The sequence below is a fragment of the Paenibacillus sp. FSL H8-0261 genome (genome assembly GCF_045040645.1).
Taxonomy (GTDB): Bacteria; Bacillota; Bacilli; order Paenibacillales; family Paenibacillaceae; genus Paenibacillus_AQ.
In genome coordinates this window covers 232,943-255,575 of record NZ_CP150297.1, presented here as the reverse complement: position 1 = coordinate 255,575, position 22,633 = coordinate 232,943, and the positions used below count along the sequence as shown (strand labels likewise).

The window sequence follows — 22,633 nt, the reverse complement described above, 5'->3', positions numbered from 1 at the left end:
AGCAGGCTTTTTTTATTCACCTCAAGTTTGCTGTAGCTTCTATTGCACCTATTTTATCGTATTTCTCGAATCACCTGTGCAATGCCAGAAGAAATATCAGGCTCTTTTACACTAGATACATTGAGCTTTAGAATTCTCTCTTTTTTCGCAAAATAGGGAAGGTAACCGCTATCCGCCATCTCCACTCGAATGAAATTTTTTTGCAGCCTTTTGATCATCTGCTCTGCTCTAAAGTTATCCTCCAATTTCAGATACGTATGCACACCTAGCTGACTGGCAGGAACATAGGCATAATGCTGTTCAGACGCTGCATTTGCCTCCCTCATAATCGAATCATGGAGGAGCATGGATCTTTTTCCGTAGCAGGAACGCATCTTTTTTCGGTGGCGCTCGAACATTCCACTTTTTAAATACAACTCCAAGGCAGCTTGAGACAGCATAGAACTATCTATATCCATCAGTCTTTTGAATCGGTTAAAGGACTCACAGAGCACCTCAGGAAGTACAGCCACACCAACGCGCAGACCTGGGAATATAATCTTGGAGAAGCTTTTTAAATAGATAACGTGTGATGTATTGTCATAGGCATAAATCGGATCTTGCTTCGTATCCTGCTCCAGATCTGCCATGTAGTCATCCTCAACGATATACACATCGTATTTAGCTGCAAGCTGGGCAATCGCCTTCTTCTGGTTGCGGGTATAGGAAACGCCAAGCGGATTATGAAACCGTGGTACGGTATAGAAGAACTTGAACTGGCCCGTCTTAAATAACCGCTCTAATTCATTCAAATCCACCCCGTCATCCGAACGCTGTATCCCCTCTGTCTCGATGTCGTACGTCTTCAAATACTCCATAAACAGTGGGTAACTCGGCTGTTCAATCAACACACGCTCCCTGCCATTTGGAAAAGGAATACGGGTTAAGAGTCCAAGTGCTTGCTGCACACCAGAGGTGATGAAAATCTGTTTGGAATCAGCAAATACCTGATATGAGGCCAGTTGCCGCTGCATTTCACGGATCAGAGACGGCAGCCCTTGCGGCGTTCCATAGATAAACAAATCCTTACGGTACATATCGATCGCCTTATTAATACAATGTTGAAAATCTAGATACGGAAAAATATCCGGGTCCGGTGCAGATGCTGTAAAATCAATCCAGTGTGCGCCCTCTTCTTTTCGCTCCCCACTGCGTTTCATGACATAATATCCACTCTTTGACGCGGCATAGATTAGATGTTTGTCCTGAAGGTCTTGGAGTGCTCGAATAACCGTGCTCTTATTGCAATCATAACGTAGCGCCAGCTCTCGAATAGAAGGTAACTTGTCGCCCTCACGATATGTATCTTCAGCGATTTGTAATTCCAGATCGTTGATTAACTCCGAATACTTATATATGCCCTTCACCTACCTCCGAGTCTATTTTGTACCGGTACAGATGAACAATAATTACATTGTAGCATAGCTGTTCTAGCCTTAGAATAAAGAGCATAACAGGACCGGTCCTAAATGCGCGCAACACTTTGGAGGTCTTATAGATGAATACATCTTCTACTCAAAAAGCGATAGTAGCTGCTGTCTTGAATGCTATTATTGTCGGGTTTTCTTTTATATTTGTAAAAATGGCTTTAACCGTCTCGGACCCATTCGATACGTTAGCTCACCGCTTCACGTTATCTTTCCTTGCCGCTTCATTATTTACTTTTCCAGGATGGGGGCGGGTGAAGTTTGGTATTTCCAAGGCAGCAGTGGTAATCCCACTCGCTCTACTATACCCATCGTTGTACTTTACACTTCAAGCCTTTGGACTTCTGCATACAACATCTGCTGTAGCGGGCATTATTCAGGCGACCATGCCCATCTTTACCATCATTTTAGCAGCGATGTTCTTGAAAGAAACTACGAGCGGATTCCAGAAGATCTCCACCTTAATCTCGGTTGCAGGCATCATTCTTATCTTTGCCATTCCGGGCGTGAGTATTTCTTCCTCTAGTCTGTGGGGCGTCTTACTCATCCTTATCTCAGCGCTATCCCTTGCCGGCTATAATGTTACGGCCCGAAAGCTGACACGAACTTGGAGTCCTAAAGAGCTCACTTATATGATTACTTTATTTGGATTTATATTTTTTAATGGATTGTCGATCATTAAACATGGTTCGGCAGGAACCTTGAATCAATATTTCACACCTTTTCAGGAGCCAAAATTCATATTCTCCATGATTTATCTCGGTGTGCTATCTTCCCTCGTGACCTCCTTCCTCTCCAACTATGCTTTATCCCGAATGGAGGCTTCACGCGTGAGTATCTTCGGCAGTCTTTCGACAGTTGTCTCTATTCTTGGTGGTGTACTCCTACTGAATGAACAGTTGGAATGGTATCATTGGACCGGCACGGTGATGATCATTGCCGGGGTAATCGGAGTGAATTGGCGGAAAAGAGCAAGGGTTCAAGCAAAAAGCGAGATTGGGTTGGACTAGATACATTTACGTAACAAAAAGACACCCCTCGAGGTGTCTTTTTGCTTTTACCTTTTCATTCTCTCTATTCTGTATCAAGCTGCGGTTATCACTGTTACTTCGACGTTTCTAACGCCTTGATTTTTTCTTTATATTGATCCAATAGTTTAGTTAAAGCTTCCTTAATCACAGTGGAATCTTTGGTTTTAGCCGCGCTATTCAGATCCTCTTGGGCTTTGAAGAAGGCTTTATCAGCCTCACTAAGTTCTTGAATTGAAATCGTAGCTTCAGTTGATTCTACTGCCGCAATTGCAGCTACACCTTTAATTGAAGTAGAGGCAAAACTCTCCATCTTCTGAGCTTCAGGTAATTGGATATCAACGCTGCGACCCGCTTCAATGTAACTCACGGGCAGAGCTTCAGCTGATCCAATCTCTTTCGATAATTGAACTCCCTCCGCCTGCTCAGAAGGTACAAGCTCAGAAACTGCGGTAATGCTAAATCCAGCAGCCTTATAATATTGATCCAAGGTCTTCTTCCAGTCTTCCAGAGTATTAGGTGCGTATGTTTTAGCCAGTTCCAGGGGATCTACCCAATCAAAGCTTATTAAGCTTGCAGAAAGTGATCCACTATTTGCTGGAGTAACCACGGCTGCTACTGTTGTCTTCGCACTTTGATCGTTAGCTCCACTTGCTGCGTTCACTGCAGTCGGTGCGGCAACTGCGGACACTAGTAGGGCGGACAACGCTAACTTTTTAAATATCATCTGTTGATTCATAAATACAACACTCCTCGTCGATTTGAATGATCTTACAAGTCCAAGCTTACAAAATGGGTGTGGCATAACATTGGTTAATTTGTGGAAAAACGATGGCAGACCCCTATACCCACCTATGGATTGATATAATTGCAGAAGAATACTCTGGAGGTAACGAAATGAATACCAACTATCTCATTGCCGTAGTAGACGATGATCAGCATATACGTAATCTTGTAGAAGCCTATTTACAAAAAGAAAATTACCGCACGATCGGCCTTGGCAGCGCTGAGGAAGCATGGACCTTATGGCAGACAAGCCCACCGGATATGTGGGTGCTCGACGTAATGTTGCCTGGCATGGACGGGTACGAGTTTTGTCGGCGGATTCGCAATGAAGCCGAGGTACCGATTATTATGATCTCCGCAAGAGATAATGAAGTGGATAAAATATTAGGCTTAGAGCTTGGCAGTGATGATTATCTGGTCAAGCCATTTAGCCCCCGGGAGCTAGTTGCTCGCATTAAACGCCAGTTACAACGCTGGTATAAAATGAGTAATCCCGTGGAACCCGCAATTAGTAGCCCACACCTATCGACGCAAATTGAGGTTAGCCACCTACAGTTATTATTGGAGGAAAGACGTGTGTTCTGGCACGGTAATGAGATTGAACTCACCAGCAAAGAATTCACCCTTCTAAAAGTTTTTGCAGCTTCTCCAAACCGCGCATTTACAAGAGATGAGCTGTTAACCTATGTTTGGGGAGATGACTATTTTGGGAGCGACCGCGCCGTGGACCATTTAATTAAACGAATGCGAAAAAAACTAGACCTGCTGCCGATTGAAGCCGTTTGGGGACATGGTTATCGTATGCGTATTGAGGAGGGAATGGAGATCAATGAAGCTAGCACATCAGATTAATATAGCTTTTAGCATCGTATTGGTACTGCTCCTGTCTATTACCGCTGTCGTGATCCACTTTGTACTGCTCAATCATTTTGTAGGAACACAAAAGGCGGAATTACGGACCATCGGCTCTGCCATGTCTGCTACTATGGTTCAGGGAGCCGCATACAAGGGAAACATCGAAACTGAGGTCCATGCGCTGCCTGCGATCATCCCCTCCACTGTAGGTACTGCAAGCGTCGAGGCCATTCTTAGCGATGAGGAAGGCAGAGTATTGTCCACCTCATCAAACATGAGTTCAATCGCAGTAAACTCCAATACGCAATTTGTAGCAGGCCAAACCTCTGACCTCCAGAACATTTGGAATGGAACAGATGCAAGATATATAACGGAAGTGAAGTCCACCCCGATAGGCACGCTAACTCTGCTTACACCTATGAGCGCAGTTACAACAATTGAACAAGCTCTGCTCAAAAGACTTCTAATCGTTTTCGGTGCAGCAGGGGCATTCATGCTCCTATTTGGCCTGTTTATCACGAAAAAGCTAATCCAACCTCTAATGAAGCTGCAGCAAGAGCTGAAAAAGGTAAAGGAACGCCACTTTTCAGCCGTTAAGCTAATCAAAGCTGGCGGAGAGATTGGCGCTGTCGCTAAGTCGGTATATGACATGGCTGGCGAATTGAATCGTTTTAACCACGTACAGAAGCAATTTTTCCAGAATGCCTCACACGAATTAAAGACCCCACTAATGTCTATCTCTGGGTATGCTGAAGGGATTAAGGATGGTATCTTCGAGGGGGAAGGGATCGATAAAGGTCTGGATATTATTATGAGTGAGAGTAGTCGTCTGAAGAAACTCGTTACTGAAATGACCCTGCTTGCGAAGCTGGATAGTGAGGAGGATATATTTAGAACTAGCGAGCTTTCTCTGGACGATTTAGTCGTAGAAACAATTGAACGCATGAACCCCCTTTTGATGAAAAAGGGACTGACCCTACATGTATCCTACGATGACTGTGAGCCACTTACGATCCGGGCCGATAGAGATAAGCTATTGCAGGCGCTGCTTAATGTAGTTTCCAATGCAACTCGTTATGCCAACCAGCATATCTACATTCATGCTTCGGTTAAAGATGATCAGGTTCTGCTCTCCGTTAGTGATGATGGCCCTGGCATATCAGAAGACCTGCTTCCATACCTGTTCCACCGATTTGTAAAAGGAAAAGATGGCGAATCAGGGCTAGGACTAGCCATATCCCGCGCGATCGTTGAGCGCTCCGGAGGTCTGATTTCGGCAGGGAACCGTAAGGATGGCGGTGCAGTGATCACCATGGGATTCCCTACACTCTCCCCTACCTAGACAGTTTTATGTCGAGCGAACACCAAAAATCGATCCTCCTAAGCACCTCTAACTGAGTTCTTTCATTGTTAAAGAAGGCGACAAGGTAGCTATGTTGACCATCAAGAGATTTCCTTTAGAGGAGATCTCTTTTTCGTCTTCAAATCTCTTTATCGTTCGTTTAATGGCCTTCGGATTTAGGGTAATAATAAAGCAACATGCTATTTAATGCATAATTTAAAACATCCTGTGTGACCCGGAGGTATTAAAATGAACAAGTTCGACGCTATTATTATTGGTTTCGGTAAAGGCGGAAAGACCCTTGCCACAGAACTAGCTAATCGAAAATGGAAAGTAGCCGTGATTGAACGCTCTAAGAAAATGTACGGTGGAACTTGCATTAACATCGCCTGTATCCCTACGAAATCCTTAGCTTATCAAGCCCATCAAGGGGAAGATTATATAGAAGCGGTCCATAATAAGGATCAGCTTATTTCAAGTCTACGCCAAAAAAATTACGATAATCTAAATCAGAACGAGAATATAGAAGTTATCAATGGTGAAGCTTCCTTCTTATCGGATCACGAAGTCCAAGTAAAGGATGCCGGTGAGACGAAAATCTTAACCGCGGATAAAATCTTCATTAATACGGGCGCTGAAACCATCATTCCTACTATTGATGGGATACAAAATAGTAAGTTCGTATATACCAGCACATCCATTATGGATCTTAAGGAGCTCCCAACTAAACTAGCCATCATTGGTGGTGGTTATATTGGATTGGAATTCGCGTCGATCTACAGTCAATTCGGCTCACAGGTTACGGTGCTGGAGAGTTCCTCGAAATTCATTCCTAAAGAAGACCGCGATGTCGCGGACGCCGTCCTCCAAACCTTTACCAAGAAGAACATTGAGGTCAAACTGAATGCAAAGGTTATAGGACTGAAGGATGTTAAAGATGGAACAGTTATCTCCTTTTCGATAGATGGTGCTATTCAAGAATTGAAAGTCGATGCTGTTCTGGTTGCGACAGGTAGAAAACCAAACATTGAGGGATTAAATTTAGAAGCAGCCGGTGTAGAAGTTACAGATCGGGGTGCTATTAAGGTGAGCCCTTCCCTAAAAACCACCGTTCCCCATATATGGGCCCTCGGAGATGTCAAAGGCGGATTACAGTTTACCTACATCTCATTAGATGATTATAGAATTGTAAGAAATGATCTCTTCGGCGATCATTCCCATACCACAAATGACCGTGACGTTGTTCCATACAGTGTATTTATTGATCCCCCACTATCCAGAGTAGGAATAAGTGAAGAAGCAGCCGTCGAACAAGGACTTGAAATTAAAGTCGCTAAGTTGCCTGCAGCAGCTATTCCACGTGCTCGCTTAATTAACGAAACCGAGGGCTTCCTAAAAGCAATAGTGGATGCAAAAACCAATAAAATCCTAGGAGCTACATTGTTCTGTGCGGAATCTAGCGAAGTGATTAATATCGTGAGCATGGCAATACAAACAGGGCAAGATTTTACCTTTTTGAGAGATCATATCTTTACTCACCCTACAATGAGTGAAGCTTATAATGATTTGTTCTCACAGATCAAAGAATAATTCTACATGCATGGCAAACAAAAAGACACCCACACGGGGTGTCTTTTACTTTTACTATATAACACGATGCCGAACCCACTTCTTACCCATGAAGCGCCGTAGAAATATGAATCCTCTAATTCCCCACTCACAGTTCATAGCTAACCAAACCCCAAGAAGACCGAAATCCAGAACAATACCTAAGATATACCCAAGTACTACGCGGAACAACCACATACTCAGCATAGACACCATAGATGTGAACTTGGAATCTCCTGCTGCTCTAAGCGCTGACGGTGTTATGAAGCTAATAGACCACAGCGGTATTTGTACGATTGTATTGATAAGTACAATTATGAAGATATCCCTCACAATCTCCGCAGGTGGATGGAACATCGACACTAGCGGATGGAAGAAAGGCATAACTAACAATCCCATCACCACAAAAGAAAGGGAAGATGCTACGAGAAACGATTTTATAAATTTCCGGGCATCCTTAACATTATTGCTTCCCATACATTGTCCAACTACTGTAATAATCGTCAAAGACAGCGCATTGCCCGGAATTTGCATAATCCCCGCAAAGGAAGAGGCGATAGCATTTGTAGCAAGCGCGTAAGTACCGAGACTGACGATAAAGACTTGCGTCAGAATCTTACCACCATTAAAGAACATCTGCTCCGCCGCAAACGGCATACCGATGAACATTATTTTTTTGAGCATGGAGAATTGAACTACCAATAAGTCACGAATTCGAATATGCAGTTCATTGTCCATCCGGAACAGATAATACAGAGCGCATATCGCGCCCAAATATCGAGCTATATTTATAGAAATGGTCATTCCTAGAACGCCCATATGCAAAAGATTAATAAATACGAGATTCAAGAGGACGTAAACTAAATTCATAATGAGTGATAGCGCAAGCGAGGCTCTCGTCCTTCCGATTCCCCGAAGAGCACCACACACTGCCTCTACCACAGCTATTCCAAGATAAGAGATACAGCTCCCAATCAAATAGATTCGGGCGTTGTGCATTACCTCGGGTGAAGCTGCTCCAAATAGTAAGTTCAACAGCGGATTATGAAAAAGAATACCAAACATACCAATAATAAAAGCCATAAGGGAAACCGATGAAGTGGCGCCTGCGGTAGCTTTTGATACCATAAGACTATTACCGCTTCCTTTATACTGCGCTACGACAACCGTACCACCTGTTGATACCGCGATAAACACACTAATGAGAAAAAGATTAAGGGAATCAATCATGTTCACCGCACTGATAGCTGCCACACCGGACGAACTGATCATAGCCGTATTCACTAGATTTAGCCCCACTATAAAGGCTTGATCTACCAGAATAGGGATAAATAAAGCAATCATATGGCGATAATCTAACGATTCTCCTGAAAAATATTTTTCAAGAAACCGCACACTTCGCTTCGTATTGACATTTACATTAGGTTCCATCTTCGCTTCACTTCTTTTACATTAGAGTTATCCAGATCTGAAATATCCTTATAAATAGAAAAAGGCTCTTCAGGTTGAAGAGCAATTCAAAAGTACAGCTAATTTATAAGCACTTAGGTATGCGGTCGAGAGGACTCGAACCTCCACGGGGATTAACCCACACGGACCTGAACCGTGCGCGTCTGCCAATTCCGCCACGACCGCACAAAATATAAAAGAATCATGCAGTGCAGAACTAAATTATCATATATTAGCGCAAAGGGCAATACCTAATGTAAAAAGAAAAAGTGTACCGAGTCCCTATTAGGGATCATCGATACACTTTTTAGAAGAACTATCGGATTATGAAGCTTGTTCAAGCATACGGTAGATAATGACTGCCGCTTGAGCGCGGTTAGCTATGCCCTTAGGTGCAAATTTACCACCCTCAACACCGTTAACAATCCCCAATTGGGTCAGTTGTGCTATAGCGTCCTGTGCGTAAGGAGCAATACTGGACTTGTCTGCAAACTTGCCCAGCGCTGCATTCTTATCAATCGGCTGTAGTTTATCTTTCAATGCATTAGCAATCATAATGGCCATTTCTTCACGAGTCACTTCACGACCCGGTTCAAATTTACCATTTCCAGAGCCTTGTACAAGTCCGGCCTTCACCGCAAGGGCAATAGAATCCGTGTACCAAACTCCTTGTTTAACATCGCTGAATGAACTGGTTGTTGCCGAACCCGTCAGATTCAGTGCGCGTACCAGCATAGTAATAAATTCTGCTCTAGTCACTGTTTTAGTTGGCGCAAAAGTATTTGCATCCAATCCTTTTATAATGCCCTTAGCAGCCAATGCTTGAATAGCTTCTTGCGCCCAAGCTACCTTACCCAGATCTTTGAAGCTTGCTGCTGGAGCAGTAGTTGGCGCTGGTGTTGCTGTTGGTGCTGGTGTTGCTGTTGGTTTCACGGTTGGAGTAGGTGTTGGAGTTACAACATTAGAACCTCCATCGCCATTGCCTGATCCCGTATCATCAGCCTTCTCTTTGTTAGTAATACGACCTTCAATTGCCGCCTTGATCTCTTTGCGATCAAACGTCTTCACAATGTAATCGTAGAATACGTCCAAATCAATCGGACCAGCCAGAGAATCACTCGCTTCAGTCAGAACCTTGTAGTTATCTCCACCCGCAGCCATAAAGTTATTCACTACTGCCGTATATTTCTGCATAGGATCAATTGGTGTTCCATTAGTCAAAGTAAGATTCGCAACACGATCCTTTACTGGAAGATACATATTCGCTGTATATTTCAGTCCGGAAATTTGCAGCGTTTTGATATCTGGTGTTCCATCAGCTTTCACATTCCATTGCTGTTGCAGTAACGTTTTAATTTGTGCTCCAGTCAGAGTCAGCTTCACAAGCGTGTTGCCGAACGGCTGAATTTTAGCAAGGTCTCCGAAGGTTACAGGACCCTTCGGAAGATCCGCACGGATACCACCCGGATTCATAAAGGCAAAATCAGCAGCACCTGCTTTGTCATCGAAGTCAGCAGTACGCATAGCGTCAGCGATCAAATTACCAAGTGCGCTTTCTTTGGTGTAAGCATCGGTACGAGTGATAGTTCCGTCTGTTGTACCCACTGGTTGGGTAAGTTCAGGATGCTTCTCAAGGTAAGCATTTACCAGTGCCACACTTTCCGGATCTGGTGTTACACCATCGTGATTGGTGTACGTTACTACAGCAGACTTGTCCTTCACATCACCCGTTTTAGGATCAATGGTCAGCTTAATATCTTCAAATGCCATACCGTAAGAATACGCTTGTACAATCAGCTTACCGTTTACAGTTCCGTTTGCCAGACCATGGTTGTCACCAGCAACGATAACATCAACCGGAGAATCAGCAGGAAGTGCTCTGGCCAGATCAGCAGCTTCACCTGTAGTAACTCCATTTTTAGTAGTGGCAGGATCATGTGCAAGCACAACAATCGTCTCTACGCCCTCAGATTGGAGCTCCTTCGCATATTTTTCAACAGCCGCTACTTCCTCATCAGGTGTGAGGAAATATACACCTTCTGTGCCGGAAGGTGAAACTTTGCTTGGTGTAGCCTTCGTCACAAGTCCAATAAAGCCGATCTTTACACCACCTACTTCTTTGATTACATAAGGTGCAATAATAGGTTCGCGGGTTTCCGCTTTCACCGCATTTGCATTTACATAATCAAAATTCGTACCTTTATGGGTAACGTTCTCGTTCTTAGGGTCCACACCGCCTTTCAATTGTGTCATTAATGCATCGACACCTTGGTCAAATTCATGGTTCCCCAATGATCCAACATCAAATCTCATCATGTTCATCCACTCAATCGTTGGCTCATCGCGCTCAAGTGAAGATACTGGAGCTGACGCACCAACAGAATCCCCATTATGAAAGAGCAAGGAGTTGTCATATTTAGCCTGTGCTTCATTCAGATAAGTTGCAAGAATTGCAGCTGTTCCCACATTTTTGTCATTCACAACAGAAACTGTATCCAGTTGTCCGTGGAAATCATTGATTCCGAGTAGGTGAACTTCAACATCCTTAGCTGGGAGAGCAAGCTTATAAATACTAAACCCCTTAATATCTTTTTCGCCAGTGTCTTCAATGTTGGCTGGCATAGTAACTTTTGCCGCTTCTGGTGATGAAGTAAAGGTGATATTCACATCTTTTAAAATAGGTGCCAATGACCAGTTACCATCCGCAGAAGGATCAATGGTACCTACTTCTCTGATGTAGTCCATAAGGATCTGACGATTCTCATCCTGAGAATCGACTAGAATCTCTGAACCTTTCACACCCGGAAAGTTCCCTCCACCACTTGCGCGGTAGTTGTTAGTCACAACTATGAAATCTTGGTTCGGATCCAAAGTTTTACCTTTATACGTAATTTGCTTCACACGACTCGATAAGGCATCATTAATCTCACCAGAAGGAGTGTATTTTGCAGCTTTGGTTACATCAATTGTGTACTTAATGCCATCAATAACATCGAAGTTATATACAGCAAATTTGTCATTAAGCAGGCTTTGTGGTGCTGCACTCTCCACTTTGATGGTATTAAACGCACCCGCACTCATCTCAACCCATTCCTTAACAACAGAGCCTTTAACTTTAATAGCTTTCAGCGTGTTGTCATACAGATACAAGTCACTTGCACTGCGAATCGTCAGTGGACCTTTCTCAATACTCGTGTACTCCGAAGGACCGTTACGTCCAGCCTTGAAAGGAGCACCTACGCTAAGAATCGGAAGATTTTTATACTGTGGAAGGTTAGTGTTAATATACTTCTCCACATACCACTTTTGGGCATTGGTAACGATTTGCACTGTAGGATCGTCCTGAACCATTGCAAAATAACTATTCATCGAAGCAGTAGTAACGCCTAGCTCTTGACCTGTGTAGTCAATAGTTGCCTGGTGGTCTGCTGCAACAGCAGCATCTATAGCAGGATCTGGTTTTGTATCGGCTATGGAACGGGTCGAGGCTTTAGAGTTTTCTTTGTCGACTTTCCATTTGCCGTTCTCCTTCACTAGGTTAAGATCAATCAGCCCCAGATAACCTCCACCATAACCTGCTTGCACAGCTGGAGTACTATTAATGTGGCCGTAGACATTATCAACAACAGATTGAGCGCTATTATACGGCAGTCCCGTTAGTGGGTCCTTGAAAGAAGCATCGAGGGATTTATTATCACTTGTCGGGAACACTTTGTGGGTGTGTGAGAAGGTAATCGCATCGATGCCGTCAACTTTACTTAAAAGATTAATAGCATTTTCTGCATCAGTACCTGCAACTGCAGTTGCATCGAAGCCGGTATGTGCTATTGCTACGATTACATCGACATTCTCACTCTTCAGGATAGGAACAAATTTCGCTGCAGTTTCTGCAATGTCCTTGACGATGACATGACCTTCCAGATTAACCTTGTCCCATTCCATAATCTGAGGGGTTACAAGGCCAAGCACGCCGACCCTAATTTTCTGAGGTTGGTTATCGCTATCCATAATAGTCTTGTCGATAATGACATAAGGTTCAAAAGCATTTACGTCATTGTCTGGGTTACCATCTTTATCATCAATATATATATTGGCATTTACATAGGGGAAGTCGGCACCACTCAATGGATTATTAGCACTGCCCTTAATAGTACGTTTCAAGAAATCCAGCCCATAGTTGAATTCATGATTACCAAAAGTCGCAACATCATATTCCATAATATTCATAGCCGCAATCATAGGGTGTAGCTTGGTCTTTGATTCCATAAGGTTACTTTCGTTCGCAATGTAAGTCCCCAATGGTGTACCTTGAATCAGATCCCCGTTGTCGAGCAGAAGATTATTAAGAGGATATTCGCTTCTAGCATAAGTAACCAACGTAGCTGTCCGATCGAGTCCTACAGTTGTAGAGGCTGCATTCTTAAAATAGTCCCAGCCGTAGACATTGGTGTGTACGTCCGTGGTGCTCATCAACCGGAGTTTGGCTGTGGCATCGGATGCGGCTTCGGCTTTATCCGGACTCCAAACCGTACCCAAAACGACTCCACCTAGTACCTGTGCTGAAAGCACTGCAGTTGCTAGTACAGAAGCGAGAGGCTTGTTCCATCGTGTCTTCCATCCCATAAAGATTTATTCCCCCTAGTAGTTTTTACATAATTTCGGTGATATTATATCACACAAACATGACGAAAACGTATATGATTGTAAAATTAATATAATTTCGTGTTAAATATATTAACATGTGAAGAAAGACCTAGGTCACATTTTTATTTTATTAGATCAAGAGTCTCTAGACATACAAAAAAACACACCTTATAGAGATGTGTCCCAGGAAAGCGCATACATAAAATCAAAACACGTCGAATCTTTATCTGATAATAACTCTCTCAAGACCCACTCATGATGGCAGTAAACCCAAAACAAATTGCCGTGATTAAAGACAAAGGTGTCATCACAAGTCTTTCTTTTTTACTCTTCGATAATATGTTCATTACGGTATTGAGAATTAGATAGACTGTAAAAAAGTAACATACGCCTCTATCAAAAGGTAATCCAATAGAAATCACGTTGCCTGCCTGCAACAAGTACAAGATTGCAATCAGTTGTATAACAACTGAGATCGCACACGCAATCCTCATCTGTAAGGGCATGATTCTATGTTTGCCACCCATTGCAAATTCACCATAAGGTAATCCTAAAGACAGTAATATGTAAAGAATCGCCGCTCCCGCAAAAGTAATACTCCCAATCCATGCAGATAACATCCTACCACCCCCTTCACTAATTGTTATTCGAATCTTATAAGCGGAAGAACACCTTTATAAATGCAATGGGCTTTCACGAGAGATACTTGGAAATCGATATTTATGTATAACGTCGTTTTCTCATCCATTTTTTGGACTTTCTTTTCATATTAATGATGAACCAGCACAAGCAACACCAGAATATCTGAGTAATATAGAATTAAATAGACCAATGAGGTGATCCACAAATGTCAAACAGAGCAAAAATTCGCAAGCGAGCTGAACAGCTCAAGGGTAGACCTGTATGCGTTACGCTTCATGATGGACGTACGTATGTAGGATGGATAACTGGCCTCGATAAGGATGGATTGACCCTCTCCAAACCACGTAAAAATAAAAATAAAAACAAAAAATCAAAAAAACACTCTTCTTCCCGCTCCCGGAAAGCGAACGTATCAGGACTCATGCCATTATTCGGCTCACTTTTCGGAATGGGAGGAGGGGCTGCTGGCGCTACCGAGGCTGCAAGTTCAGGCGCTTCAGGATTCGGTAGAATTATGGGCTTCGTAGGGATGATCCAAAGAACAATGCCGGTTGTGAAAATGGGCTACAATATGATTAAATCTATTTCCCCATTCTTGAATGGACTAAAGGGTTTAATGGGATAGTCAAAAGACACCCCTCAAGGTGTCTTTTATTTTCTCTCATGAACTTATCAGTTTCTTCAAAAGTCTCCCCGCAGATTTTACTCGTGGGCGCTTTAAATGCTCCTGTACATAGCGATAGTCCGTCAATTCAACACTAGCATCACGAATCGCATAGGTAAAATCATCATCAAAGGGTAGACGGTATTCCCAGACTCGCTTCTCCCAATGTGGTATATTTGCAAGCATCCACGGATCGTCGATTCCGGGATGAATATAGGTTTCACTAACACCATCAGGTAGCGAATACATCTTGGCGATAATGGATTGTTTGAAACGATCGTACGTCTCACCCTCTTCCACACCAAAAGGATGCGACAACAAGTAATCAGGAATCGGGACTCCAAGTGTATCGGCCAGCCCGGATCCAAGTGCAACTGGACGTTCAATATTTTTCAGCGATCCCAGAAGAGGATCTTCTGGATGGATGTATCGGAAAAATCGTGACGGCAATCCCCAGCGCGAAATTCTCCACAACGTCTGCGGAAGCAAGCTGCGTCCCGTTTCCATACCATATAAACTTCCCATATGGTTGTCTACATGACTAATCACTATTCCGAATTGTTTCACTCTCTCATACTGCGCAACAATCTCCTTCAGCACAGCTTTTGTCTGTGCCCCCTGCTCAAACTCTTTTACCGTCTTATATTGATGCCCGCCATCATCATGTAGTGAAGAGTCCCCCGTCAGGCTGCTCCAGCGTAAAGCCTCAAACTCACTAGTCATCGTCAAATGAAGGCCCACATTTCGTTGCTGCCTACGGCTACACCATCTAGCCGCCTCCTCGAATCCAGGGGCCACCGCCATTATCGTCGCTGAAGATACTTTTCCCTCTTCTAATAGATGCATAATCGCCTGATTCATGGCAGGGCTTTGCCCAAAATCATCACAATTGATGATTAATCTTTTGCTCATAGTCAGCATCACCTCTCAATTGCCCCGTAAATGTAAATTTAATAGTAAAAGATATGACAACAGATATCGCTAGCAGACATAACGGTACCACGCTTATTAAATACCGGAACGTTGCTTCTGGATCAGACCCTGGATCATCGCCACCCTTGTAACCAAAGATCATCCCTACAATGAAAAAAGCCAGCGCCGAGATTAATCCGCTCGAGCGAGTAATGAATCCACTTACCGCGGTATAGATGCCTTCTCTTCTCAGACCTGTCTTCTCCGCATCCTCATCAATAATTTTGCCACCTACGATTGCCGGGGTTACTAGAAATCCTGCTAGTCCGAAACCGACAACAATGCCAGCGGCCACACCACTTACAAGATCATACCCGAACCATAGCGGAATGACAGATAAAGCATATAGGATAAGCGATAGCCGCCATGCCTTGACCCCATCCATTTTACGAATAATCCAATACCACACGAACACTAATGGAATGACCGAGACAAAGACAGCCGCGAGCATAATAGATACCTGTGCTTCTGAAATATGTAGAACATATTTTGCATAAAAGGGAATCATCGAGCTTACAAGTCCATTAACCGTTTGGGCAAAAGAGTTCGAAATATTAAACACCCAGAACTTCTTATTCCGAATCGTTTCCCGAAAAGCCGGGATGAGCTTCAACGGTTCAGTCTTAGTGGTCTCTTTCTTCTCTTGGACATTCATCATACATAAAAACATAAACACGCCGAAGACACAGGCATACACAATAGCCATATTAGAGAAGTTAATTGCTGCGAAAAGTTTTGGCGTTAGAGCCGTACCGATTAACAGAGCAACCACTTGATACCCTTGCTGAATCACCGAGGCTTTTGCCCGAATACGATCTCCACGGAAGAGCTCCGGAAGCAGTGCGCCATAGTTCACCCACAAGACCGTAGCGACAGCCTCATAGAAAATAAGTGTCACTAGAAACCAAGTGAAGAGTCCATTTTCAGATAATCCGCCGGGTGGAGAGAACACCAGCACAAACGCCAGCATAAATAGCGGAATCGAGCCGAACACCCAGGGTCTACGCCGACCATAGCGGGTATTTGTGCGGTCTGACCAGTATCCAAACAGCGGATTATTCACCGCATCCCAGATCAGAAAGATTGTTCTGGCCAGTGTAGCAAGTCCAATGCCCAAGCCCAATTTCTCCACATAAAAATAACTGTAAAAAGAACTAAAAGCCTGACTGGGAACCATCATCGCAAACATCCCTAAAGCAAAGGTGTACGGCGAGTTCATCCATTTATGCTTCACTCACATACCTCCCATATGGTAATCGTCTAATTGTAATATATTACCACAATCTCTGGGAGTGTAGGGATAAAAAGTCTAAGAAATAGCGAAAGGGGATGTCCTAATAGCCATGAACATTGGCTATGGAACATCCCCTACTGAATACTTAATGGAGCCAGAACAGCAGCTATGCTACGCCGGATATCCTAGTTATAAAAATACGATCATGGACAGGATGAACATAAAGACTACACCCACAAGCATTGGCACAGATGTGCGTTTTACAATCTCAATCGGATTTTTCTTAACAGAGCCAGCTACAATAAGAACAACGGCCGCGACTGGAGAAACTGCTCTAAACAGGTTACCTGCAAGACCCATTGGCACTGTAACTGCAATCGGGTTAATACCCGCAGCGTTAGCAAGAGGAACCAATAAAGGAATCATCGAATAGAAGAGCGCCGTACCGCTACCGCTCAAAATAACGATTAGAGCAGTCAAGGCAACGAGAATGAGTGGAAGAATAAATCCAAGGCTGGAACCGTGAATACCAGTCATCGCTGTTTCCAAGGATTCAATAAGTCCAATTGATTTCAATCCAGTAACGAATACAGAAGCCGCAACCAGCAGAACAACAATTGGAACCGCGCTGCCCATGCCTTTAAAGAAATGCTCTGTACCATCTAACACTTGCTTTGCATTCCTTTTACGGATTAATTCACAAACAATCGCAATAGCGAAAGATAATAAGGCAACTACCTCAACGCTTATATTAATAGTCATACTAGATGCAGATTGAAGTATAAATACTACGATCAAGAACAGGATAGGAAGCACTGGCAACAAAGCGTAAACCGTTGTAAACAGCTTTCCACCTTCCACTAGCTTAACATCCTTTAGTTCAACTTCTGCGTGTTCTGTGTCGACGCCCATCTTTTTATCCATACGTTTTTGCCAGAAATAATGTACAACAGCCATTACTAATAATGTAGGGATGGAGACTAACGCGTGGTAACGGAATACATAATCTGTTACGGTCAAACCTGCATACTCAGCATATTGTGCTAATTCAGTTGCAATTGCCACGTTATCCCCACCCATTGGCGTTGGTACGATGGTCGCAGATGTAGCAATAATCGCAGCTGCGGATAACGTTGACATTCCAGCTTTTTTCAACACAGGGAATAATGTTGCAAGTAAGATTATAGCCAGGTTTGAGGCACTAGGTATTACAAGAGACAACAAATTTCCTAGCAAAAAGACTACTGGCACAAGAATATATACCGATTTAATTTTACCTAGTGGTTTCGTTAATACATTGACGGTCACATCATTCGCATTAATATAGGACATGTATGCTGTATATCCACCAAGAATAAGAATGATAAAACCAGCAGATGTGAGTGATGATTTAAACTGGTCTGCTATGGCTACCAATGGATCTAACCATACAGCACCCGAAGATTCAAACCCTTTAGCACTTATTCCATTACCCATTAGTATTCCAATGAACATTAGAACAATACCAATGAAGAATAGTGTAATCTTAATATCCATCTGCTTTATTAACATATATACAATAATAACAATCGCCAGAATCGCAGAGCCGTACATGATTATGTCCATCGCGCTGTCCCCCATTTAGTTGGTGTTAGTTCGTTAGTTGCACTTTCTCAAGCTATCTAATAGCCATTCTCGAAATAATTGCTGATCGATATCAAGACACACTTTAGCATTATTAGGTTTACCTAAATATCCTTTCAAATCAACGATTGTTGTTCCTGCTGTCATACTGCCGTTCAGTTCGATATCCACGTGAGTATCAATCGTTTCAAACATTTCTGGTTTTAACAAATAGGCAATGGCACAGCTATCATACATTTTTAACCCGGTCTTCATGCTGCCGCCACGGTACCGCTGAAAGAGGCTGTGAATCATTTTCCCAACATCGTTCATGTTTTCTAATTGGGCAGAGTCTTCTGGTAATACAAGCGCTTTCCATCCAACGTCTAAACCAGCCATAACAATCGGAAGTCCACTATCAAACACAATTTTTGCAGCTTCCGGATCCACATGAATATTAAATTCAGACATTACCCCCATATTTCCTCTGGAGGCTGATCCCCCCATTAGAACGATATCTTGAATGTTATTTTTTACCTCGGGATAAATTTTCAACAATAATGCAATATTCGTAAGCGGTCCAATCGGAACAAGCGTAATCGGGGTTGTACTTTCTTTAATCACCTTATACATGGCATTAACTGCATTCTCTTCAAGCAAAAGATCATTTGTAGGTTCTTCAAAATCAAAACCTTCCATTCCGCTAACACCATGCACATTACTCGCATCTTGAGGTGTTCTAATCAGCGGGGCAGCCGCACCCATGGCAACGGGAACTTCCTTTTTAAAATATTTCAGCAGCTTTAATGCATTGTTTGTTACTTTGTCTACGCCCACATTCCCTGCTACAGTTGTGATTAGCTTGACATCAAGTTCTTCACTATACAAAGCAATAGCTATAGCTACTGCGTCATCAATCCCAGGATCTGTATCAATTATAATTGGTCTTTTTAACATATTATTTATCCTCCATCGGGTTATCAATTTTATATGATTTATCTACAAATTTAACCATTCCGTGGCCAAAATCCTGATTAGGACGTTGAATAAATCCGAATTTCTCGTAGAATTTCTCTGTATTCGGCGTAGCCATTAAACCTATATATGCGTTCTCGCACGCTTTTTCCTGAATGTAATTCATTAAGGAATGCATAATAGTATATCCAATTGATTGCTTCTGGTATTCAGGATCAACTACTACATCCTTAATGAAGAACACAATTCTATCGTCACCGACAATTCGACCAATACCAATTGGTTTATGATCATCGAATATAACAACTGAAAATAGCGTCTTCTCTAAGGCCTGTGCGACATCTTCTAATGAATATTCTTGAAAATCCACTTTTCGGCGAAGCTCAGCATACATCTGTGGTGTTAATGCGTTTGGTTCTTTTCTTAGCATTAAAGAATCGCCTCCTAGTATACCCTCAGCCCATGAATTGTTTCAGCTCTTTTAATAAAGGCATCCCTCCTTGAGCACCGACCCTGCACCCATGGTATCTACTGTTTGAACCTCTGGCGCTTTGATGAAAATATTTTCTCCATTTTTGTAATAAATAATTCCATCTTTTCCGTTTGTGACAATTAGCTTTTCTTTCTACTTTTCGCGAAAACCAAGGGACTTCATAAGCATTTCTGCTTCTTGCTCGTTTGGAGAAATAATGACGGATGAGACTCCTGTTGAGGTATGTGGAACCGGTTCCACATTCTTAAAAAAAATATGATTCCTCTTTAAGATGCGACAAGTATATGTGATTTTATGATTGTCCAAATCTAGGTAACCGGTTACATATATCATATGAAATCGCATTCATTCTGTCAAAGGTAAAAATTATCATAAAAAGTAAAAGACACCCTAAGATGTCTTTTACTTCACTACACCCGTTACACCATGTTTTTATTTCAGTGGCTTCCACACCCAGTTCTCTATTTCTGGTAAATCATTTCCCTCTTCACGAATGTATTGATGATGTTTCTTAAGGATCGCATCCATTTCATCCAAGATGGTCTTATGTTCATCCGCATCAGGCAAGCTGAGAATAGTCTCCTTCGTCAGGTCAAAGCGATCCATCTGATTCAATACACGCATATCGAATGGAGTTGTAATGTCCCCATTCTCACGGTATCCATGTACATGCAGGTTATGGTTATGACGCTCAAAGAAAAAGTCTCTAATCAGACCTTCATAACCGTGGAAAGCGAAGATAACAGGTTTGTCTTTTGTAAAAAACTGATCAAACTCTTCGTCAGATAAGCCACGAGGATCCTGTTTTCGACTTCTTAGTTTTAATAAGTCCACCACGTTGATATATCGAATCTTAAGTTCAGGCAGTTTCTCATGCAGGATGGAGATTGCTGCCAAGCTTTCAATTGTTGGTTCTGTACCTGCAGAAGCAATGACAACATCCGGCTCTCCACCTTGATCGGTGCTTGCCCAATCAATAATCTTCAGGCCTTTTCCAACCAATTCTTGTGCTTCGTCAGCACTAAACCACTGTAGTCGCGGTTGTTTGGACGTAACGATTAGGTTTATTTTTTGACGGTCGTTTAAGACAGTATCAAAGACAGCCAGCAAGGAGTTCGCATCCGCAGGTAAATACTCACGGATAAATTCAGACTTCTTGTCAGCTAAGTGACCTAATATCCCTGGATCTTGGTGAGTGTAACCATTGTGGTCTTGTTGGAATACGGTTGAAGTTGCCACCACATTTAAGGATGGGATATCTGCACGCCAGCTTTGATCCTTTGCCTTACGCAGCCATTTGAAATGTTGAGTAATCATAGAATCGACCACACGCAAGAAAGCTTCATAACTTGCAAAGAAACCATGACGGCCAGTCAACACATACCCTTCAAGAAAACCTTCTGCCTGATGCTCGGACAATTGAGAATCGATAACACGTCCATAAGATGAGAGAAATTCATCATTTGGTTCCTTAATTTGATCCAGCCATTGCCGGTTGGTTACTTCAAAGATAGGTCCCAGACGATTAGACATCGTTTCATCCGGTCCGAAAATTCTGAAATTGCGATTTCCTTCGTTAAGAGTAATAACTTCCTTCAGGTATTTACCCAGAACAGACATATCTTGTGCAATAACTTGACCTGGTACGGAATTATCAAGCGCAAAGTTGCGGTAATCTGGCAAATGCAGGTCTTTAATCAGGTTGCCGGCGTTAGTTACAGGATTCATTGCCATACGGCTGTCTCCTGAAGGCAGGATCTCGGCAATTTCAGCTTTCAAACGGCCATTGTCGTCGAATAACTCTTCCGGTCTATAGCTGTTCAGCCACTCCAGCAACGCTGGCGCGTATTTCATATTTTTTTGGTCAACCGGAATTGGCACTTGATGGGCACGGAACGAATTTTTAATGGGCACACCTTCCCATTGCTCTGGACCTGTCCAACCCTTAGGAGAGCGGAAGACCAGCATTGGCCAGACCGGACGAGTAAGATTATTGTTCTCACGCGCATTTTTTTGAATCTCTTCAATTCTTTCGACGATAGTATCGAGCACCTTGGCCATTTCTGGATGCATTAGATCAGGATCTTCACCTTCAATAAAGAATGGTTGCCACCCCATACCTTTAAAGTAGGCGGTAATTTCTTCTTTCGATTGACGAGATAAGATCGTTGGGTTACTGATTTTGAATCCATTCAAGTGCAAGATCGGCAGGACCGCACCATCGGTAACTGGGTTGATGAATCTGTTGGAGAACCATGAAGTAGCTAGTGGTCCAGTTTCAGCCTCGCCATCGCCAATCACAACAGCCGATATCAAATCGGGATTATCCAGTATGGCACCGACACCATGAGAAAGAGAATAACCTAATTCACCGCCCTCATGAATAGAACCAGGTGTTTCAGGAGCGGCATGTGAAGCAATCCCACCTGGGAATGAGAATTGTTTGAACAATTTCTTCATACCTGTGATATCTTGCGTAATTTCAGGATAAATTTCCGTGTAACTACCATCCAGATAGGAATTTGAAACCATAACCTGACCACCGTGACCAGGACCTTCAATATAGAACATGTTCAAATCATATTTAGTAATTACACGATTCAAATGGGCATAAATAAAGTTTTGGCCAGGAATAGTGCCCCAGTGTCCGATGGGCTTAATCTTTAAATCTGCATCCTTCATTGGCTCCTTTAACAACGGGTTATCTTTTAAATACAGTTGACCTACGGAAACATAGTTCGTAGCACGCCAATAGGCATTGAGTTTTTCTAAATAAACTTTTGATGAGTAATCACATTCCATGGATAATACCATTTTTCCACTCCCAAAATTTTATTTTTTTGCTTTTACTTTGCCGTATTTTAAATATCATA

General features: G+C 42.8%; 17 protein-coding genes and 1 tRNA gene. 5 read left to right on the top strand and 13 right to left on the bottom strand.

The genetic code is table 11. The features are described 5' to 3' along the window. Positions 1–53: 53 nt before the first annotated feature. Complete coding sequence (locus MHI27_RS01200; RefSeq protein ID WP_405176679.1) at positions 54–1,397, bottom strand: PLP-dependent aminotransferase family protein; 1,344 nt, start codon at positions 1,395–1,397, stop codon at positions 54–56. Positions 1,398–1,537: 140 nt separating this feature from the next. Here MHI27_RS01200 and MHI27_RS01195 point away from each other — a divergent pair, with 140 nt between their 5' ends. Then, positions 1,538–2,476: a DMT family transporter gene (locus MHI27_RS01195; protein WP_405175397.1), complete on the top strand. Its 939-nt coding sequence runs from the start codon at positions 1,538–1,540 to the stop codon at positions 2,474–2,476. Between the two features lie 94 nt (positions 2,477–2,570). Here MHI27_RS01195 and MHI27_RS01190 read toward each other — a convergent pair whose 3' ends face one another. Then, positions 2,571–3,233 carry a hypothetical protein gene (locus tag MHI27_RS01190; protein ID WP_341059037.1) on the bottom strand — a complete coding sequence of 221 codons (663 nt, stop codon included), beginning with the start codon at positions 3,231–3,233 and terminating at the stop codon, positions 2,571–2,573. 158 nt (positions 3,234–3,391) lie between these two features. Between MHI27_RS01190 and MHI27_RS01185 the strand changes: the two genes are divergently transcribed. The 3 genes from MHI27_RS01185 (at position 3,392) to MHI27_RS01175 (ending at position 7,067) form a co-directional block, all read left to right on the top strand. Continuing rightward, complete coding sequence (locus tag MHI27_RS01185) at positions 3,392–4,132, top strand: response regulator transcription factor (RefSeq protein ID WP_341126462.1); 741 nt, start codon at positions 3,392–3,394, stop codon at positions 4,130–4,132. Further along, positions 4,110–5,477, top strand: a complete 1,368-nt coding sequence (locus MHI27_RS01180; RefSeq protein ID WP_341126966.1) for a HAMP domain-containing sensor histidine kinase — start codon at positions 4,110–4,112, stop codon at positions 5,475–5,477. The genes MHI27_RS01185 and MHI27_RS01180 overlap by 23 nt, the downstream gene beginning before the upstream one ends. Positions 5,478–5,726: 249 nt before the next feature. Further along, a complete protein-coding gene (locus MHI27_RS01175) occupies positions 5,727–7,067 on the top strand; it encodes an FAD-dependent oxidoreductase (protein WP_341126965.1) in 1,341 nt (446 codons plus the stop codon). Positions 7,068–7,121: 54 nt separating this feature from the next. On the opposite strand, the gene MHI27_RS01170 is transcribed toward MHI27_RS01175, so the two are convergent. The 4 genes from MHI27_RS01170 to MHI27_RS01155 all read right to left on the bottom strand — a co-directional run bounded on the left by MHI27_RS01170 (position 7,122) and on the right by MHI27_RS01155 (position 13,798). Continuing rightward, positions 7,122–8,516 (bottom strand): MATE family efflux transporter, encoded by a 1,395-nt coding sequence (locus tag MHI27_RS01170; RefSeq protein WP_405175396.1) that lies wholly within the window; start codon positions 8,514–8,516, stop codon positions 7,122–7,124. 120 nt (positions 8,517–8,636) lie between these two features. Beyond that, positions 8,637–8,720: transfer RNA gene (locus tag MHI27_RS01165), tRNA-Leu, on the bottom strand. Between the two features lie 138 nt (positions 8,721–8,858). Further along, positions 8,859–13,157 (bottom strand): bifunctional 2',3'-cyclic-nucleotide 2'-phosphodiesterase/3'-nucleotidase, encoded by a 4,299-nt coding sequence (locus tag MHI27_RS01160; protein ID WP_405175395.1) that lies wholly within the window; start codon positions 13,155–13,157, stop codon positions 8,859–8,861. Positions 13,158–13,420: 263 nt separating this feature from the next. Further along, positions 13,421–13,798 (bottom strand): hypothetical protein, encoded by a 378-nt coding sequence (locus tag MHI27_RS01155; RefSeq protein WP_339244305.1) that lies wholly within the window; start codon positions 13,796–13,798, stop codon positions 13,421–13,423. 227 nt (positions 13,799–14,025) lie between these two features. Here MHI27_RS01155 and MHI27_RS01150 point away from each other — a divergent pair, with 227 nt between their 5' ends. Then, positions 14,026–14,445 carry a hypothetical protein gene (locus tag MHI27_RS01150; protein ID WP_076286675.1) on the top strand — a complete coding sequence of 140 codons (420 nt, stop codon included), beginning with the start codon at positions 14,026–14,028 and terminating at the stop codon, positions 14,443–14,445. Positions 14,446–14,481: 36 nt separating this feature from the next. Here MHI27_RS01150 and MHI27_RS01145 read toward each other — a convergent pair whose 3' ends face one another. The 7 genes from MHI27_RS01145 to MHI27_RS01115 form a co-directional block, all read right to left on the bottom strand. Further along, positions 14,482–15,396, bottom strand: a complete 915-nt coding sequence (locus MHI27_RS01145) for a polysaccharide deacetylase family protein (protein WP_341059041.1) — start codon at positions 15,394–15,396, stop codon at positions 14,482–14,484. Further along, positions 15,368–16,690, bottom strand: a complete 1,323-nt coding sequence (locus tag MHI27_RS01140) for an MFS transporter (protein ID WP_076286677.1) — start codon at positions 16,688–16,690, stop codon at positions 15,368–15,370. The genes MHI27_RS01145 and MHI27_RS01140 overlap by 29 nt, the downstream gene beginning before the upstream one ends. Before the next feature lie 189 nt (positions 16,691–16,879). Then, complete coding sequence (dcuC, locus tag MHI27_RS01135; protein ID WP_076286678.1) at positions 16,880–18,295, bottom strand: C4-dicarboxylate transporter DcuC; 1,416 nt, start codon at positions 18,293–18,295, stop codon at positions 16,880–16,882. A 33-nt stretch (positions 18,296–18,328) separates the two neighbouring features. Beyond that, complete coding sequence (gene rihC / locus MHI27_RS01130; protein ID WP_405175394.1) at positions 18,329–19,249, bottom strand: ribonucleoside hydrolase RihC; 921 nt, start codon at positions 19,247–19,249, stop codon at positions 18,329–18,331. Position 19,250: 1 nt separating this feature from the next. Then, the gene (locus MHI27_RS01125; protein WP_076286680.1) at positions 19,251–19,697 is read right to left on the bottom strand and encodes a GNAT family N-acetyltransferase; all 447 of its coding nucleotides are present in this window, start codon (positions 19,695–19,697) and stop codon (positions 19,251–19,253) included. A gap of 51 nt (positions 19,698–19,748) precedes the next feature. After that, positions 19,749–19,880, bottom strand: a complete 132-nt coding sequence (locus tag MHI27_RS01120) for a PfkB family carbohydrate kinase (protein WP_081393254.1) — start codon at positions 19,878–19,880, stop codon at positions 19,749–19,751. 312 nt (positions 19,881–20,192) lie between these two features. Beyond that, positions 20,193–22,574, bottom strand: a complete 2,382-nt coding sequence (locus tag MHI27_RS01115) for a phosphoketolase (protein WP_405175393.1) — start codon at positions 22,572–22,574, stop codon at positions 20,193–20,195. Positions 22,575–22,633: the final 59 nt, after the last annotated feature.

Coding starts and splice junctions, on each gene's coding strand:
- MHI27_RS01195 (WP_405175397.1), top strand. CDS start 1,538: ATGAATACATCTTCTACTCAAAAAGCGATAGTAGCTGCTGTCTTGAAT.
- MHI27_RS01190 (WP_341059037.1), bottom strand. CDS start 3,233: ATGAATCAACAGATGATATTTAAAAAGTTAGCGTTGTCCGCCCTACTA.
- MHI27_RS01185 (WP_341126462.1), top strand. CDS start 3,392: ATGAATACCAACTATCTCATTGCCGTAGTAGACGATGATCAGCATATA.
- MHI27_RS01180 (WP_341126966.1), top strand. CDS start 4,110: ATGAAGCTAGCACATCAGATTAATATAGCTTTTAGCATCGTATTGGTA.
- MHI27_RS01175 (WP_341126965.1), top strand. CDS start 5,727: ATGAACAAGTTCGACGCTATTATTATTGGTTTCGGTAAAGGCGGAAAG.
- MHI27_RS01170 (WP_405175396.1), bottom strand. CDS start 8,516: ATGGAACCTAATGTAAATGTCAATACGAAGCGAAGTGTGCGGTTTCTT.
- MHI27_RS01160 (WP_405175395.1), bottom strand. CDS start 13,157: ATGGGATGGAAGACACGATGGAACAAGCCTCTCGCTTCTGTACTAGCA.
- MHI27_RS01155 (WP_339244305.1), bottom strand. CDS start 13,798: ATGTTATCTGCATGGATTGGGAGTATTACTTTTGCGGGAGCGGCGATT.
- MHI27_RS01150 (WP_076286675.1), top strand. CDS start 14,026: ATGTCAAACAGAGCAAAAATTCGCAAGCGAGCTGAACAGCTCAAGGGT.
- MHI27_RS01145 (WP_341059041.1), bottom strand. CDS start 15,396: ATGAGCAAAAGATTAATCATCAATTGTGATGATTTTGGGCAAAGCCCT.
- dcuC (WP_076286678.1), bottom strand. CDS start 18,295: ATGGACATAATCATGTACGGCTCTGCGATTCTGGCGATTGTTATTATT.
- rihC (WP_405175394.1), bottom strand. CDS start 19,249: ATGTTAAAAAGACCAATTATAATTGATACAGATCCTGGGATTGATGAC.
- MHI27_RS01125 (WP_076286680.1), bottom strand. CDS start 19,697: ATGCTAAGAAAAGAACCAAACGCATTAACACCACAGATGTATGCTGAG.
- MHI27_RS01115 (WP_405175393.1), bottom strand. CDS start 22,574: ATGGTATTATCCATGGAATGTGATTACTCATCAAAAGTTTATTTAGAA.